General features: G+C 68.5%; 13 protein-coding genes. 8 read left to right on the top strand and 5 right to left on the bottom strand.

Annotation, left to right across the window (positions count from 1 at the left end):
* The first annotated feature begins 14 nt into the window (after positions 1–14).
* On the top strand, positions 15–1,070 hold the full coding sequence (locus tag ACFVMC_RS11300; RefSeq protein WP_379209099.1) for an SGNH/GDSL hydrolase family protein: 1,056 nt from the start codon (positions 15–17) through the stop codon (positions 1,068–1,070).
* A 22-nt stretch (positions 1,071–1,092) separates the two neighbouring features.
* Here ACFVMC_RS11300 and ACFVMC_RS11295 read toward each other — a convergent pair whose 3' ends face one another.
* The 3 genes from ACFVMC_RS11295 to ACFVMC_RS11285 form a co-directional block, all read right to left on the bottom strand.
* The gene (locus tag ACFVMC_RS11295) at positions 1,093–2,313 is read right to left on the bottom strand and encodes a cytochrome P450 (RefSeq protein ID WP_379209097.1); all 1,221 of its coding nucleotides are present in this window, start codon (positions 2,311–2,313) and stop codon (positions 1,093–1,095) included.
* A 70-nt stretch (positions 2,314–2,383) separates the two neighbouring features.
* Positions 2,384–3,133, bottom strand: a complete 750-nt coding sequence (locus ACFVMC_RS11290; protein ID WP_379209095.1) for a peptidylprolyl isomerase — start codon at positions 3,131–3,133, stop codon at positions 2,384–2,386.
* Between the two features lie 297 nt (positions 3,134–3,430).
* Positions 3,431–4,060, bottom strand: a complete 630-nt coding sequence (locus tag ACFVMC_RS11285; RefSeq protein WP_379209093.1) for a TetR/AcrR family transcriptional regulator — start codon at positions 4,058–4,060, stop codon at positions 3,431–3,433.
* Positions 4,061–4,163: 103 nt separating this feature from the next.
* Between ACFVMC_RS11285 and ACFVMC_RS11280 the strand changes: the two genes are divergently transcribed.
* Positions 4,164–5,093, top strand: coding sequence for a zinc-binding dehydrogenase (locus ACFVMC_RS11280; RefSeq protein WP_379209092.1), 930 nt, complete (start codon positions 4,164–4,166; stop codon positions 5,091–5,093).
* A gap of 25 nt (positions 5,094–5,118) precedes the next feature.
* A complete protein-coding gene (locus tag ACFVMC_RS11275; protein ID WP_379209090.1) occupies positions 5,119–5,475 on the top strand; it encodes a hypothetical protein in 357 nt (118 codons plus the stop codon).
* A 2-nt stretch (positions 5,476–5,477) separates the two neighbouring features.
* Here ACFVMC_RS11275 and ACFVMC_RS11270 read toward each other — a convergent pair whose 3' ends face one another.
* Positions 5,478–6,482 carry an alpha/beta fold hydrolase gene (locus ACFVMC_RS11270; protein ID WP_379209088.1) on the bottom strand — a complete coding sequence of 335 codons (1,005 nt, stop codon included), beginning with the start codon at positions 6,480–6,482 and terminating at the stop codon, positions 5,478–5,480.
* A gap of 67 nt (positions 6,483–6,549) precedes the next feature.
* Between ACFVMC_RS11270 and ACFVMC_RS11265 the strand changes: the two genes are divergently transcribed.
* On the top strand, positions 6,550–7,131 hold the full coding sequence (locus ACFVMC_RS11265) for a helix-turn-helix domain-containing protein (RefSeq protein WP_379209086.1): 582 nt from the start codon (positions 6,550–6,552) through the stop codon (positions 7,129–7,131).
* Positions 7,132–7,145: 14 nt separating this feature from the next.
* On the opposite strand, the gene ACFVMC_RS11260 is transcribed toward ACFVMC_RS11265, so the two are convergent.
* Positions 7,146–11,237 carry a hypothetical protein gene (locus ACFVMC_RS11260; protein ID WP_379209084.1) on the bottom strand — a complete coding sequence of 1,364 codons (4,092 nt, stop codon included), beginning with the start codon at positions 11,235–11,237 and terminating at the stop codon, positions 7,146–7,148.
* A gap of 23 nt (positions 11,238–11,260) precedes the next feature.
* On the opposite strand from ACFVMC_RS11260, the gene ACFVMC_RS11255 reads away from it, so the two are divergent.
* From ACFVMC_RS11255 to ACFVMC_RS11240, 4 genes are all read left to right on the top strand, one after another.
* Entirely contained in the window at positions 11,261–11,557 is a 297-nt protein-coding gene (locus tag ACFVMC_RS11255) for a hypothetical protein (protein ID WP_379209082.1), read from the top strand.
* An 80-nt stretch (positions 11,558–11,637) separates the two neighbouring features.
* Positions 11,638–12,792 (top strand): helix-turn-helix domain-containing protein, encoded by a 1,155-nt coding sequence (locus ACFVMC_RS11250; protein ID WP_379209529.1) that lies wholly within the window; start codon positions 11,638–11,640, stop codon positions 12,790–12,792.
* Between the two features lie 61 nt (positions 12,793–12,853).
* Positions 12,854–13,408, top strand: a complete 555-nt coding sequence (locus ACFVMC_RS11245; RefSeq protein WP_379209080.1) for a nuclear transport factor 2 family protein — start codon at positions 12,854–12,856, stop codon at positions 13,406–13,408.
* 35 nt (positions 13,409–13,443) lie between these two features.
* On the top strand, positions 13,444–15,111 hold the full coding sequence (locus ACFVMC_RS11240; RefSeq protein ID WP_379209078.1) for an AMP-binding protein: 1,668 nt from the start codon (positions 13,444–13,446) through the stop codon (positions 15,109–15,111).
* The last annotated feature ends 17 nt before the right edge of the window (positions 15,112–15,128 follow it).

Raw genomic sequence — 15,128 nt, 5'->3', positions numbered from 1 at the left:
ACACACTGCGACAGGTGATTCGAGTATCGAGCGGCGGCGCCACCACCCGCGTCCGGTTGACCAACCGATACGGCACCGCGCCGCTCACCGTCTCCGGAGCCACCCTCGCGGTGACCGCGGCCGGAGCGGAGATCCGCCCGGAAACCCTGCGCACCTTGACCATCGGCGGCAAGTCCGCGTTCGAGATACCGGCCGGAGCGGATCTCGCCACCGATCCGGCCGCCCTCCCGGTCGCCCCGTTCCAATCCCTGACCATCACCCTCTACCTCGCCGAGCCGACCGGCCCGGCCACCCAGCACGCCCAGGCATTCGAGACCAGCTACCGCGCCACCGGCGACCACCGTGCCGATCCGGCCGGCGCCGCGTTCACCGACACCACCCGGTCCTGGTACTACCTCTCCGGCGTCGAGGTCCTCGACGCGCTCCCGCACCGCGCCGGCGTGGTCGCGTTCGGCGATTCCATCACCGACGGCGTCGGCTCCACCCCGGACGCCGACAATCGCTATCCCGACGAATTGGCCGAACGGCTTGCCGCCGAGGGCAATCCGCGCGCGGTACTCACCCAGGGGATCGGCGGCAACCGCGTCACCGTCGACTCGTCCTGGCTCGGCGACAGCGGCCGACGCCGCTTCCGCGCCGACGTGCTCGATCAGCCCGGCGTCGGCACGGTCATCGTGCTGGCGGGCATCAACGACATCGGCCTGAGCACCGGGGGCGCCGATGCACCCGACACCGTGGTCCCCGTCACCGCCGACGATCTCATCAGCGGCTATCGGAACCTCATCGAGCAGGCCCGCGCCCAGGGTATCCGAATCATCGGCGCGACCCTCACCCCTATACAGGGCTCCCCGTACGACTCCCCCGCCGCCGAAGCGAAACGGCAGGCCGTCAACACCTGGATCCGCACCTCCGGCGACTACGACGCCATCGTCGATTTCGATGCGGCCCTGCGTGATCCGGCCGCTCCGGCCCGCCTGGCTCCGGCCTTCGACAGCGGCGACCACCTGCACCCCAGCGACGCCGGCTACGCCGCCATGGCGGCGGCGGTCGACCCCGCCGCCTTCGCCTGACCGGCTCGCGCGCACGGGCGGACTACTCGTAGGCGACTTCCCAGCGTTTGATGCCGTTGAGCCAGCCCGAGCGCAGATACTCGGGCTCGGCGAGTTGGCGCAGGCCGGGCATGGTGTCGGCGATGGCGTTGAAGATCAGGTCGATCACCAGCCGGGCCAGGTTCGCGCCGAGACAGTAGTGGGTGCCCGCGCCGCCGAAACCGACATGCGGATTCGGGTCGCGCAGGATATCGAAGGTGAACGGGTCGGTGAAGGCGTCCTCGTCGAAATTGGCCGAGGCATAGAACATCGCGACCCGCTGACCCTGCCGGATCGCCTGACCGCCGAGTTCGAGATCGCGAGTCGCGGTGCGCTGGAACACCGTGACAGGAGTGGCCCAGCGGACGATCTCGTCCGGCGCGGTGCGCGGGCGCTGCCCCCGATACAGCTCCCACTGCTCGGGGTGATCGACGAAAGCCTTCATGCCGTGGGTGATCGAATTGCGGGTGGTCTCATTGCCCGCGACCGACAGCAGGATGACGAAGAACGCGAACTCCTCCGAACCCAACTGCTCGCCGTCGATATCGGCGTGCACGAGCTGGGTGACGATGTCCTCGGCGGGGCAGCGCCGCCGTTGCTCGGCCAGCTTCCAGGCGTAACCGCTGAGTTCCATTCGCGCGGTGACCGATTCGTCGGCGAATTCCGGATCATCGGAGCCGATCATCGAGTTGGACCAGTGGAAGATCTGCTTGCGGTCCTCCTGCGGCACGCCCAGCAGTTCGGCGATCGCCTGTAGCGGCAGTTCCGCGGCGACCTGCTCGACGAAGTCGCCGTGCCCGAACTCCTTGGCTTCGTGCACGATTCGCTCGGCCCGCACCGCCAGGGCAGCGCGCAGACTCTCGATGGCGCGGGGCGTGAAACCTTTCGAGACGATCCGCCGGTTCTTGGTGTGCGCGGGCGGATCCATATTCAGCATGATCACCCGCTGCAGGTCCAGGTCCGCGCGAGTGGTGTCCGCGGTGTAGCGCACGATCGCGCTGTTCTCCGCGGAGGAGAACAGCTCCGGACGGCGCGAGATCTCCTTGATGTCCTCGAGTTTCGTGACCGCCCAGTACCCGCCGTCGGTGAAACCGCTGTCCCGCTGTTCACACCACCACACCGGCGCGACCCGCCGCAGCTCCGCGAATTCCGCGGTCGGGCGGCGCCGCGCCCACAGGTCGGGATCGGTGAAATCGAATCCGGCGGGTATCGACGGTGTGACCATGGCTATCTCCCACTGGTCCGTTGAAACACGTTCCAGGTTCGATTGAAGCACCGAACGCCGCGCGGCGGGCTCAGTTGGCCGAGCGCACCGATGCGATCTCGACCGGGATCTTCGGCCGGCCGTCGCCGGGGCCGTTGGAGTCGTCGGTGCCGCCCGCCGCGATTGTGTCCAGGGTGGCCATACTGCTCGCGTCGACGACACCGAACATCGTGTACTGCGGGGGCAATTGGGATTCGCCGTAGACGATGAAGAACTGACTGCCGTTGGTGTCCGCGCCCGCGTTCGCCATGGCCAGGACACCGCGTTCGTAGGCGATCGGAATCTGCGCCTTCGGATCGCCGGCCGGGTAGGCGTCGGTCGGATACTCGTTGGCGAATTCGTAACCCGGGCCGCCCATTCCGGTGCCGGAGGGGTCACCGCACTGAAGCACGCGCAGACCCTCGGAGGTGGTCATGCGGTGGCAGGAGGTGCCGTCGAAGAACTTCTGCTCGATCAAACTCATGAAACTGTTGACCGTGCAGGGCGAGTCGGCGTTGGCGAGCGTCATCGCGATCGGACCGGCGCTGGTGTCCATACGCACCAGGGTGTTCGCGCCCGTTGTCGGAACCAGGGTCCGGACCGGTTTGGTGACCGGTTTGTCGGCGGGGCGGGAGGCATCGTTGTAGACGCACGTGACAGTGGTCGCCTTGGGCGACGCGGACGGCAGGCCGGTCCCGAGCGAGGCGGGGGTCGACAGCGGGACCTTCGTGGTAGTCGGTGCGGCCGCGTCCTCGGCACCCTCGCGCGTCGTCAAGGCGACCGCCGCACCGACCACGATCACCAAAACCAGTACGGCAGCGCCGATTCCACACAGAATCCACGGCAGATTGTTGCGCGGCGGCGGCCCGCCAGGAAACTGCCCACCGGGAAATTGCCCGGCGTTCGGCGGTCCGCCGTACGGCGGATACGGCCCATTCGGCGGACCCCCGTATTGCGGACCTACACCGCCATGCCCGTCGTGCACACCTACCCCCAACCGCTCCCAGAAGCCGACTCGATTCCGCACAGCGTACCGGCGAGCCACCGACCCGGCAGCGGCACACGGACTTCCGCCCTCGTGCACGACACCGCCACCGGGTCAGGTCGGGGTGGGGGTCAGGGTCAGGGCCGCGGGGACCGCGGCGAATGTGGTGCGCAGGGTCGCGGCGAGGGTCGCGGTATCGGGGGTGGTCCAGGTGTCCAGCGCACGATGGAAGGCGGCCACCAGGATGTCGAGGGCCAGGCGGGGGCGGTGATCGGTGATCGGATCCAGGTCGAAACGCTGAGCCAGGATCGTCAGGGCGGCGCCGATCGTTCGATCGCAGAATTGCAGGTTGTGCGCGGCCATGGCGGGAGTGGTGGCGACGAGGCGATGACTGCGCTGGGCGCGGTCGGCCCAGTCGTCGGCGGGCATGCGGTCGAGAGTGGCCAGCAACGTGTCCTGCAAGGTCTCGAGCAGTGGCACCGGACGCAGCGGCCGATCGGTCAACTCGGCCAGGAAGGCGATCCACAGATCCTGGAGCGGGGCCATGGCCACATCTTCCTTGCTGGTGAACGTGCGGAAGAAGGTGCGTTTGGAGACCTCGACGGCGTCGCACAGCTCATCGAGCGTGGTGCGGTCCACGCCGCGCTCGAGGAACAGGTCCAGCGCGGTATCGATCAGCGCCTGACGCGTGCGCTGCTTCTTCCGTTCCCGCAGCGGCAGCCGGTCGGACGCGGTTTCAGCCATGGCCCGAGTCTAGCCCATGGGCCGCAATTGCCATTTGACAGCTTTTGCCACTCAGTGGCATATTAGCGTTCGTTCTCCTGGCCACCCCGAAAGGCATTCGCTCATGCGCGCATTGGTTGTCGACCACTCCGTTCCCGCCGGCCTGCGGGTCGCCGAGGCCCCCGATCCACGACCGGCCCCGAACCAGGCGCTGGTCCGGGTGACAGCGATCTCGCTCAACGACGGCGAACTCCGATTCGGGCTGCCGTCCGCGCCGGACGGGACCGTCCTGGGCTGGGATGCGGCGGGAGTCGTCGAACGCGCCGCCGCCGACGGTTCCGGCCCGGCGGCCGGCACCCGGGTGACCACCCTGGGCCCGGCCGGTGCCTGGGCCCAGCTGCGCGCGGTCGACACCGGCCTGCTCGGAATCGTCCCGGACGACGCGGATCTCGGTGCAATGAGCACGATTCCGGTCGCGGGCGCGACGGCGCTGCGCGCGCTGCACCGGCTCGGCCCGATCCTCGGCCGGCGCGTCCTCGTCACGGGCGCGACCGGTGGCGTCGGGCGTTTCACGGTGCAACTCGCCCGGCTGGGCGGCGCGCACGTCATCGCGACCACCGGTGATCCCGCCCGGCACGGCGACATTGTGCGGAACCTGGGCGCGGCCGAGGTGCTGACCGATCCGGGCGAGCTGACCGCGCCGGTGGACGGCGCGGTGGATCTCATCGGCGGCCCACAACTCGTGTCGGCCTATGCGGCGCTCGGTGAAGGCGCGACCGTGGTCGCCGTGGGGCACGCCGCCGGGCAGGACGAGATCTTCCCGTTCGGCACGTTTTTCGGCGATCAGGGACGCCATGACCGGTCGATCACCAGCTTCTTTCTGCTGAACTGCGCGAGCCTGGCCCCCGATCTGACCTGGCTCGCCGACCGGGTGGCGGCCGGGGTCCTCGATCCCGGTATCGCCTGGCGGGGTGACTGGAGCGGCGTCGCGGACGCTGCGGAGATGCTGCGGTCGCGACGGCTGCACGGCAAAGCGGTGCTCGACCTGAACTGAGACCACACGGCCGTAAGCTGGACAGATGGGACGCCTATTCTTCCTCGTCCTCATCGCGGTCCTGTTGGGGCTGGCTGTGTGGTGGATTTCGCGCGAATGGTCCGGCAACGCCGATCGGGTGGCCCGGGCCAAGTCGGAGGTGCGCGGCTATCTGGAGCGAATGGGAAGCGAATTGGTCCAGCTCGACACCGACGACGGCTCCGCGCTGGACGCGCTCGGCGAGGCGGTGGACCGGATGAATACGGCGCGGGCACAGCTGGCGGCGGCGACCACCCTCGGGCAGGTCCGCGTCGCTCGCGAAACCGCCCGGGGTGGCCTGTATTTCATCCGGAAGGCGCGCATGGCGATGGGTTTGGATCCGGGCCCGCCGCTGCCGCGCTGAATTCACCCGTCGAGGAACCGCCGTAGTTCCGCGAGCACGAACTCCGGGTTCTCCTCCACCAGCCAGTGCCCGGCGCGTGGCACGTCCACGGCCCGCACGATGCCGGTCATCCGCGGAGCCACCGTTGCCCGGACCCCGTCGAGCTGTCCCTGCGCGGTCATGAGCAGGGTCGCCACGGCGACCGGCGCCGCCGCCTCGGTGTCACGGACATCCTGATCGAGCGCGCGGTAGAGCTCGAAGCCGCCCGAGAGCACCTCGGGCCGCCGATAGGTCCGCGCGAATTCGTCGATCTCGGCATCGGAGAACGGGGACCGTTCGGCACTGCCGCCGAACGCCGAGCCGCCGAACGCCACCTGGGGATAGAACAGCGCCAGATAGTCGCGGACATCCGCACCCACCACCGTCTCGGGAATCCGCCGCTGGGAGTGGAACGCGATGTGCCAGCTCAGCGCGCGGTACATGGACGCGTTGACCGCGGGCCCGGGCAGCGGCAGGTCCAGGTAGCCCAGACGTGCGGTGTCGCCGGGGAATTGGCTCGCGTACTGGAAGGCGACGGCCGCACCGAAATCGTGTCCGACGACGCGGGCGTCGCGCACCCCGAGCCGATCGGCGATCAGTGTGTGCACGTACCGGGCCAGGGTCGCCTTGTCGTATCCGGTCGGCGACCCGCTGCTGTCACCCAATCCTGGCAGGTCGACGGCGTAGACGGTGTGGTTCTCGGCGAGCGCGGGCATGATCGGCCACCAGCCGTACCAGGTTTGCGGCCACCCGTGCAGCAAGACCACGGGGCTACCGCTGCCGCCCTTCACATAGTGCATGCGCACGCCGTCGATATCGGCGAACTCGTGCCGGAAAGTGTTGTCGAATCTCGGATCTCCTTGGGTGGCAACGGCATACGGGGCGATCGCGGGCGACTCCGCGCAGCCCGCGGTCCCCGCCGCGAGTAGCAGGCCGAGCACGAGGGCCGCCCAGGATCGAAGAACGCGAGGCGTGGTTGCGGTGATCATCAGGCCAGTCTCGACAGCCACTCGCGCGTTTGGCACGAGTTCTTGCCGTTCTGGCAAGCTGGTCAGCGTGGATCAGCTGACCGAAGCGGTACTCGATACGGTCGGAGGGCGCCTGCGTGCCTTGCGTCGCGACCGCGCGCTCACGCTCGCCGCCCTCGCCGCCACGACCGGAATCTCCGAGAGCACCCTGTCCCGGCTGGAGAGCGGACAGCGGCGCGCCACCCTGGAACTGCTGCTCCCCCTGGCCCGCGCCTACGACGTCCCACTCGACGATCTCGTAGGCGCACCGCGCACCGGGGACCCGCGCATCCATCTGAAGCCGATCCACCGATTCGGCATGACCTTCATTCCGCTGTCTCGGCGCCCAGGCGGAATCCAGGCGTTCAAGATGCTCATTCCCGCCCGGCCGGACCCGCTCGTCCCGGCACCGCGCACACACGACGGATTCGAGTGGCTCTACGTCCTGAACGGCCGCCTGCGGCTGGTGCTCGGCGACCGGGACCTGACGCTGCCGCCCGGCGAGGCCGCCGAATTCGACACCTCGCAGCCGCACTGGCTGGGCAGCGCCGACGGCGGCGCGGTCGAACTACTCATCCTGTTCGGCCCGCAGGGTCTGCGCGCCCACGTAGGGGCTGGTCCGAATCGCTGATACCGCGCAACCATTCAGCGAGTCACCACATGATCATCGTGCAGTCGCGGAGCGAACAGTTCGGGTTCTGCCGATACGAGCCGGGCGAAGATCTGCTGAGCGCGCTCGTTCGACATGGCAGCGGCGGATCGGTCGCGGCCGATCAGCAACCGCGCGGTGGTCTCCAGGATCTCGGCCTGTTCGGGAAGGTAGCGCAGCGGGACGGCCGCGACCGCCGACTCGATGAACTCCGAAGCCGCTCGGGCGATATCGATGGCGTCGTCGATACTGCCGGTCGCGGCCAGGTGGTTCGCGTGGTGGCGCAGGCATGCCGCCAGATCGGCACCGTACCTGTCCGGGTCCGATGTGGCGAGGGACTCGAACGACTCCACGGCTCGGTTCGAGATTTCGAGGGCCTCGGTGTGGCGCTCCAGCCGTGCAAGATGTCGAGCATGGTCGACCAGAGCACCGGCCAGGTACTCCTCCTCCGCCGGGTCCGCCTCGGCCAAGTCGGCATAGAGCCGCAGGGCTTCCTCCGAATCACGCAGTGACGCAGTAGCATCCGATCGAACTTCGGCCTGCCAGGCAGCATGGTGCCACAGCGACCACGCCAGCCGGCCGCGGTGGGCTCGGTCCTCGTCCGCGAGCTGACGCCACACTCCGAGAGCACGAGCGGCATGGGGCAACGCCTGGTGGAATCGCCCGCAATCGGCGAGTGCGTCGGCGAGCCAATCCAGCGCGTCCGCGAGCCGCGCGCGCAGGTCGTCCTCGCTGTCTTCGACAGCCGCTTCCACCAGCGCCAGGATGTCCTGCGCGGCAACGAGGGCGGCCTGACGCTGCCCGGAATCGGCTAGTGTGCAGGCATATTCGTCGAGCAGATCAACGACAGCCAGGCGCTCGCGCACATCGGTAGCCGAATCCGAGCACCTTGCCCAGTCGATGATTTCGCTCATATCGGTCACGGCGGCGGCGGACTCACGACGAGCGCGACAATAGTCGCCGTGCCGGCCGACGGTATCGGCGAGGTCCGGCAGATGACGGCGATCGTGTCCGGCAGCCTCCCACCACAGCCGCATCGCATCGATCGAACGTTGTCCGGCAGTGGGCCACTGCTCGTCCGCGAACAGCCAGGCAGCCAGCGACCGTGTGATGCCCGCGAGCTGCGGCAGGTAGGCGAGGCGTTCGTGCTCGGCCGCATGTTCGACGATTCGCAGCGCTCGTTCCTCCACCTCGACCGCCTCCCGGTGGCGGTCGAGTCCACTCAACGCCGCTGCTTGATTGCTCAGCGCGTAGGCGAACGCCGCCGGGGTTCCGCACGGGTCGGGTTCGTCGAACACGGCGACAGCGCGTAGCGCGGCCTCGAGCGCTTCCTCGGGCCGTTCGAGATCGATCAGCTGGTTCGCCCAGTTGAGCAAGCTGATCCCGACTTCGGGGCGGTGCTGCTCGTCGAGCAGAGCCAGCTCTTCGTTGAGGTCGATCGCCCGTGCTGTGCAGACCACCGCTTCCGCCGGACGTCGGGCATTGGCGAGCCGCAATCCATGGTTGTTCAGGATCGTCGCGACCGTGACGAGGTGCGCGCCGCGATCATCGGCCAATACCTGTTCCGCGTAGGTCAGCGCTAGCGCAGAGGTGTCCAGCGCGGCATCGTGGTCACCTATTCCCGTGAGCGCGCAGGCGTGCCGGTCCAGGATGTCTGCGCACCGATACAGTTCGCGCTCGGTTTCCGGCAGCTCGTGCAGCAAAGCTACCGCGCGCGTGCTGGTTTCGAGCGCTGCTCGCGCCGCACCCAGCTGCGACTGACGCCGGGTCAGCGTCGAGAGGGCGGCGATCAGCTCGGCCTGCGCTGTTCTGCCCTCGTCGACCATCCGCGCGACCAACTCGACCAGGGAGGTCGCGTACTCGAGTGCCGCCCGATCATTGCCGCTGTCCGCCGCGATATCCGACAGCGTACGCAGCGCGTGCGACCGTCGTCCGTCACGCTGATGACCTGGCTCGAGCCGGGCGCAGAGCTCGAGTGCCGCCGCACCGGCATCATGTGCGAGCGAATACGCGCCGACCCTGTGGTGCGCTACCGCCTCGAAGGTCAGCGCATGGGCATGCTTGCCCAGGTATCTGCCAGGATCGATGTCGGCGAGGTGCGCGAAGGTGGTCCGCGCCTGCTGAATACACGTGAACGCCGCTTCGTACTCGGATAGGTCGATGTGGTTCGCGCCCGCGGAACAGAGCACGTTCGCGAGTTCGGCCTGCACGTCGATTCCGTCGGCGGCGATCGTGCGGTACATCTCGACGGATCGCGACAGCAATTCCTTCGCCGCCGTGCGATTCCGCAGTCCCCCCACTGCCAGTGCCCGGTTGTACAGGGCATCCGCTGCGGCACACCGCTGCCCGGGATCGGCCTGCGCCAACTGCCCGGTCAAAGCCACTGCCTCTGCCGATCGCAGGTCGGCAGCAGACAGCCGGTGAGCGTCCCGCGCAAGCGCGGCAGCGCTATTGAGCAGCCTGCAGAGCGTCGCCCGGTGTTCGGCAGGGTCCTGCTCGGCCAGTATTCGTGCGTATGCGAGTCCGCGTTCGGCGGCCTCTGCGGCCTCGCGATCGAAGCCGACCGCATGCAGCCGCCACGCGTGGTCTCGCAGTTCGTCGACCAGAACAGCCAGCTCGGCATCCGGTTCCTGGACTCGCTCGGCGATCGCGAACCGCTCGAATTCGACTGCCAGCTGCGGGTTGTCGAGTCGAGCCGCCAACTGAACCAGTTGTTGGAATGCCGCCACGACGCTGTATTCGACCGCGTCCAGCTCGCCCAGCCGCCGCCTGACTTCGATGAATCGCCGCCAGGTCGACCGGGCGGCCGCACACCGACCGGCGCGGTAACGGAATTCACCATGCTCACGCAGCGCCGTTGCCAGAAGCTGCCACGCTGGAGCATCGTCGGCGACAGCGGCCTCGGTGGCCAGTTCGACGATTCGCCCGGATACCGTCACCGCGTCGTCCCAGCATTGCCGACGGCGCACGACAACCAGCACCCGTCGAAGATCCTGCGCCGTACCGGATTCGGCGATCTCGGCCATACCCGCGTGCAGGACGGCGCGGTGGTTGCCGAACGATGCCTCGGCTCGCGTACTGTCGCCGAATCGTTCGAGCAATCGATGATGAGTGGCCCACACCTTGTCGAGTGCGAGCACGGAATCGACGACCGGGCTGTGCTGGAGGTTTTCCTGGCTCAGGTGCACCCCGCGTTCCGATTCGGCCAGCGCAGACTCCGCCTCGTCGGCGTCTGCCAGAAACCTCGCCGCCGTTGCATGCGCGGCCGCGAGTCGCCCCCGATAGGCCGGCCGGTCCCGGGCGGTCAGTTCAACCAGAACAGCGACCATTCGACCTGACGTCAGAACTCCATGGGCGATCTGCCCGGCAGTCGGCACCTCTACCCGATCCAGCGCCGCGACCAGGTCTTCGAGCGCACGCACGTGCCACACGAGATCCTCGTCCGAGTCGGTGGCGGCCTCCGCGCACACAGCGACAGAGGCGGCGCGCAGTTCGACAACGACATTCTCGGCCTCCTCCTCGCACTCGCGGTTGGCCCAGTACCCCAGTATCCGTACGCGCTGTCGGCTATCCGGGTCCGCTTGCCAGGTCGCCTGCGCCGCACGTACCAGTTCCCGTCGCAACGGCTGCATCTCGAACCCGTCGAATGTGGCGACCGGGAACAGCAGCGCGGCTGCCCGCGATACGGCGGAATCACCGCGCCAGGCCACCAATGCCTCCGTCAGCTCGTCGACGGTTCGGGTATTTCCGTCCTGTTTCACTTCCCATACCGCGTCGGCGACCAGCAGCGGTAGCTGAACGGCGAACTCCGCGCTGTCCAGGCATCTGAAACCCATGGGCCGGAACATAACACCGGGCGAAATGCAATCTGCTCGAGAAATTCTTAATGGTGAGAACCCACTGTGGTCGCGTAGGTCCTCGAGACAGGTCGCGGCGATCCTCAGAACGTCGTCCGCGGAATTGTCGCCTCCAGCAGCGGCACTCCCCCGCTCGCCACCGCAACCGTCTGACCCGCATCGGGCAGCGCAAAAGGTAGTGCGCCCGGGTCGCGGTGTGCCGTAGCCTGACCGCACTGCTCGCGTGGTCACGCCACATTCTCGGGGGAGGAACCATGGTATTTCTCGCGATCATCGGTGCGATCGGAGTGATCGGGGCTGTTCTCGGCTTCGTGGCCGGAAATATCGGCTTCGGCTTCAGCTGCCTGGGGCTCGCGGCCGCCATGGCGATCATCGCCTACTTCGTGCACGCTCCCGACGTCGACAACGTCCGCGCGCGCCGCCGCCGAGGTTCGGAGTCCTGGAGCGCGGGTGGTGGATCCGTCGGGTTCGGCGGTGACAGCGGTTCCAGCGGCGGTGACAGCGGTTCCGGCTGCGGCGGCGGTGGCGGCGGGTGCGGTGGCGGTAGCTGACATCCCACTCAGTCGATCGATTCCGGCGAATCGCACCCGGCGATCGGCGATTCGGTCAATCTGTCCGGATGTCTCGATGCATGCAGCCCGGTAGCGAGCGTTCTGCGAGCGGGCCGGATGTCCGGCTCTCGGCGTTGGCGTTCGACGCCGAGGCGGTATCGCGGGTGGTGGCGTATTTCGACGGATTCGTCGAGTCCGGCGCGAATGCCGACGCGGTGGTGCGGGCGGCGGCGCTGCTGGCCGAATGTCCGGTGGGTGTGCGGTGGCCGTCCGGCGTGATTCGCTACGACGGGGCCGGACGGCCGATCGACGGTGACTGCGATACGGCCGCCGACGTGTGGCTGGAACGCCCCGCGAACCCGCATCCGCTGGACGGTGTCCTGGTGGACCGCCTGCGGCACTGTGTGCGCATGGCCGAGGCGCGCCGCGCGGCGGACCTGGGCCTGGGCGATCCGGCCCTGCTCGAAGTGGTGCTGTCGGAGCAGGCGGGACGCGCGGATCGCGGGCGGGCCCTGCGGCTCCTGGGCGTCGACCCGGCACGGGAGATTCGAATGCTGGCCGTCACCGGACCGGGCGCGGGCGAGGCGGTGCGGATCCTCACGCAGCGTGTGCGTTTCGCGCGATCGGCGGCCCTCGGACCGGTCACCGCCGTGCTGATCCAGGACTCCGGTGCCGGCGCAGATCTCTCCGATGCACTGAATTCTGCTGTGGTGCAGGCATTTCCGGTCGCGAACAACGACATCGCGGGACCGTGGACCGGCATCGGCGAACGCCTGCCCGCGCTCGCCGCCGCCACCTCCTGGGAGCAGGCGGTGCGGGCCCTGCGTTTCGCCTCCTCGACCTGGCAGGGTCGGCGTGTGATCGCTTTCGAGCGCCTCGGCTCGCTCGACCTGCTCGCCGATCTGCCGGTGCAACGCCTGCTCGGCACCGCCGACGTGATGCGGATCAACGACCTCGCCGCGACCGAGACCGGTGCGCTCGCCGTCGACACCCTCGAAGCCTTCTGCGTCTACGGCTCGTTGCGCCGGACCGCGGCCGAACTGCACCTGCACCACAGCACGGTCGCGGCCCGGATCGCGCACGTCGAGGCGGCGATGGGCTGGGATATGGGCGCGGCGATCGACCGGTTCACGGCGACCCTGGTGCTGACGGTGCGGCGCATCGCGCTCTCCGCCACCGCCCTGTCCGACGCGCGTCGGACGGACGGCCCCGTTTCCGCGACGCCCGGCGGGTGATCCAGGCCACAGCTTCGGCGAGGATCGATCACACCCGCTGGTACCGAAGGAGATTCACCGCATGGCCGTCATCGATCCCACTCGCACCTGGGCCCTGGTCGAACAGCGCCTGACCGCCACCACCGACGCACGACAGCGCCGCGTGCTCGGCATCGTGCTCGAACATATGAAGGCCGAGGCCGTGCCGGACCTGGACGGTCTCATGCGCACACTCGTGTCCGAACCGGCCTACCACTTCTGGAATGCCGGGCAGGACATCGGACCGAAGGGATACGACGGCGTGCGCGGCTACTACGCGGATTTCGTGGCCAGCCGCAGCAATGTGCTCGAATTCGAGATCGATCGTCTGGTCGTGGACGACGACTGCGTGGTCACCGAGGGCTATCTCAAGCAGATCTATCCCGGCGCGTACGCGGATCGAATCGGCTTGCCTGTGGACGATCCCGAAGCCGACTATCTGGTCGTCTTCCGGCAACTGCTGCTGTGGCCGGTGACCGCCGACGGGCTCATCCGCGGTGAGGACTCCTATCATTCCGGACCGGTCGAGGTGCGCAAGCTGGCCTTCGACGAATTGCCCGCCGAATACGTCGAACTCGTGCACTCCGGCACCCGCTGAGCGCGAGAATCGGTATCGGGAAGGCGAATTCGGCTATGACACTGGCAAGCGAGCGGCGCACGGACATCGCGACCATGCTGCTGGACCGGCTCGGCGATCAGCGGCCCGGCCTGCGCACCCGGGACGCGGACTGGACCTGGGACGAGGTGGTGCGGGAATCGGCCGCGCGCGCCGAGCTGGCTCGGAAGTTGCGGCGCGCGGGCCCCTTCCACATCGGCGTCCTGCTGGACAACGTGCCCGATTTCCTCTTCTGGCTGGGGGCCGCGGCCCTGGCCGGTGCGACCGTCGCGGGGCTGAACCCGACCCGCGGCGACGCTCAGCTCGCGGCCGACATCCGATTCGTCGACTGTCAGCTCCTCGTCACCGACGCTGCCGGAATGCACCGCCTGCGCACGCTGGATCTCGATCTCGATCTCGACGCGGATCGGTTACTGCTGGTGGATGATCCGTCCTACACCGCGCTGCTCGACGCGCACCGAGTGGAGCCGACAGCCGCCGCGGGCCCGGAAGCGCTACTGCTGCTGTTGTTCACCTCGGGCACCACCGGCACCTCGAAGGCCGCCAAATGCAGTCAGCGTCGGCTGGCCGTGATCGCCTACGCCGCCAGCGACAAGTTCGGCCACGTTCCCGGCGACGTCGACTACTGCTGTATGCCGCTGTTCCACGGCAATGCCATCATGGCGCTGTGGGCGCCCGCCCTGGCCAACGGCGCGACCGTCTGCCTGACACCGAAATTCTCGGCATCGCAATTCCTTTCGGATATTCGCTACTTCGGCGCGACGTTCTTCACCTATGTCGGCAAGGCCCTGGGATATCTGCTCGCGACTCCCGAGGCACCCGACGACGCCGACAACACCCTGGTGCGCGGCTTCGGCACCGAGGCCTCGGTCGCCGATCAGGCCGAGTTCCGCCGCCGCTTCGGCGCGGAACTGCTCGAGGGCTACGGCTCGAGCGAGGGTCCGGCCCTGGCGGCGCTCGACCCCGAGGCGCCGCCCGCGGCCCTGGGCCGCCCGGCCCACCCCGGTGTCGCGGTGGTCGACCCGCACACCCTGGCCGACTGCGCCCGCGCCCGCCTCGACGAGTACGGCCGGGTACTCAACCCGGACCAGGCGGTCGGCGAAATGATCGACCGCGCAGGCGCTCTCGTCTTCGAGGGCTACTACCGCAATGACGCCGCCGACGCCGAACGACTGCGCAACGGCTGGTATTGGACCGGCGATCTCGGCTATATCGACGAGTCCGGCTTCCTCTACTTCGCGGGCCGCCGCGGCGACTGGATCCGCGTGGACGGGGAGAACACCTCCGCCCTGCACATCGAGTCGATTCTGCGCCGCCACCCCGCCGTGCTGGCCGCCGCCGTCTACGCCGTCCCCGATCCCCGCTCCGGCGACCAGGTCATGGCCGCCCTCGAGGTGCCCGATCCCGCCACCTTCGACATCGCCGCCTTCGCCGAATTCCTCACCACCCAACCCGATCTCGGCGCCAAAGGCTCCCCCCGCCTGCTGCGCCTATCGACATCGCTGCCCGTCACCGGCTCCAACAAGATCCTCAAACGCGATCTGCAAACCCAGACCTGGCGCACCGAAGACCCCGTCTTCCACTGGCCCGGCCGCGGCGCCCCGACCTACCACCCCCTGACGCCGACCGCGAAAGACGCCCTGGAAGCCGAATACGCGACCTTCGCACGCCGGCACCTGCTGTAGCTCAGGTGGCGGCTGCC

Source organism: Nocardia sp. NPDC127579 (assembly GCF_042672005.1).
Taxonomy (GTDB): Bacteria; Actinomycetota; Actinomycetes; order Mycobacteriales; family Mycobacteriaceae; genus Nocardia.
Note: the sequence above shows the minus strand (reverse complement) of the source record. Positions and strands in the feature narration are given on the sequence as shown.

Excerpts from the sequence above, each read along its gene's own strand:
- ACFVMC_RS11295 (WP_379209097.1), bottom strand. The coding sequence starts at position 2,313 with ATGGTCACACCGTCGATACCCGCCGGATTCGATTTCACCGATCCCGAC.
- ACFVMC_RS11285 (WP_379209093.1), bottom strand. The coding sequence starts at position 4,060 with ATGGCTGAAACCGCGTCCGACCGGCTGCCGCTGCGGGAACGGAAGAAG.
- ACFVMC_RS11280 (WP_379209092.1), top strand. The coding sequence starts at position 4,164 with ATGCGCGCATTGGTTGTCGACCACTCCGTTCCCGCCGGCCTGCGGGTC.
- ACFVMC_RS11275 (WP_379209090.1), top strand. The coding sequence starts at position 5,119 with ATGGGACGCCTATTCTTCCTCGTCCTCATCGCGGTCCTGTTGGGGCTG.
- ACFVMC_RS11270 (WP_379209088.1), bottom strand. The coding sequence starts at position 6,482 with ATGATCACCGCAACCACGCCTCGCGTTCTTCGATCCTGGGCGGCCCTC.
- ACFVMC_RS11255 (WP_379209082.1), top strand. The coding sequence starts at position 11,261 with ATGGTATTTCTCGCGATCATCGGTGCGATCGGAGTGATCGGGGCTGTT.
- ACFVMC_RS11250 (WP_379209529.1), top strand. The coding sequence starts at position 11,638 with ATGCAGCCCGGTAGCGAGCGTTCTGCGAGCGGGCCGGATGTCCGGCTC.
- ACFVMC_RS11245 (WP_379209080.1), top strand. The coding sequence starts at position 12,854 with ATGGCCGTCATCGATCCCACTCGCACCTGGGCCCTGGTCGAACAGCGC.
- ACFVMC_RS11240 (WP_379209078.1), top strand. The coding sequence starts at position 13,444 with ATGACACTGGCAAGCGAGCGGCGCACGGACATCGCGACCATGCTGCTG.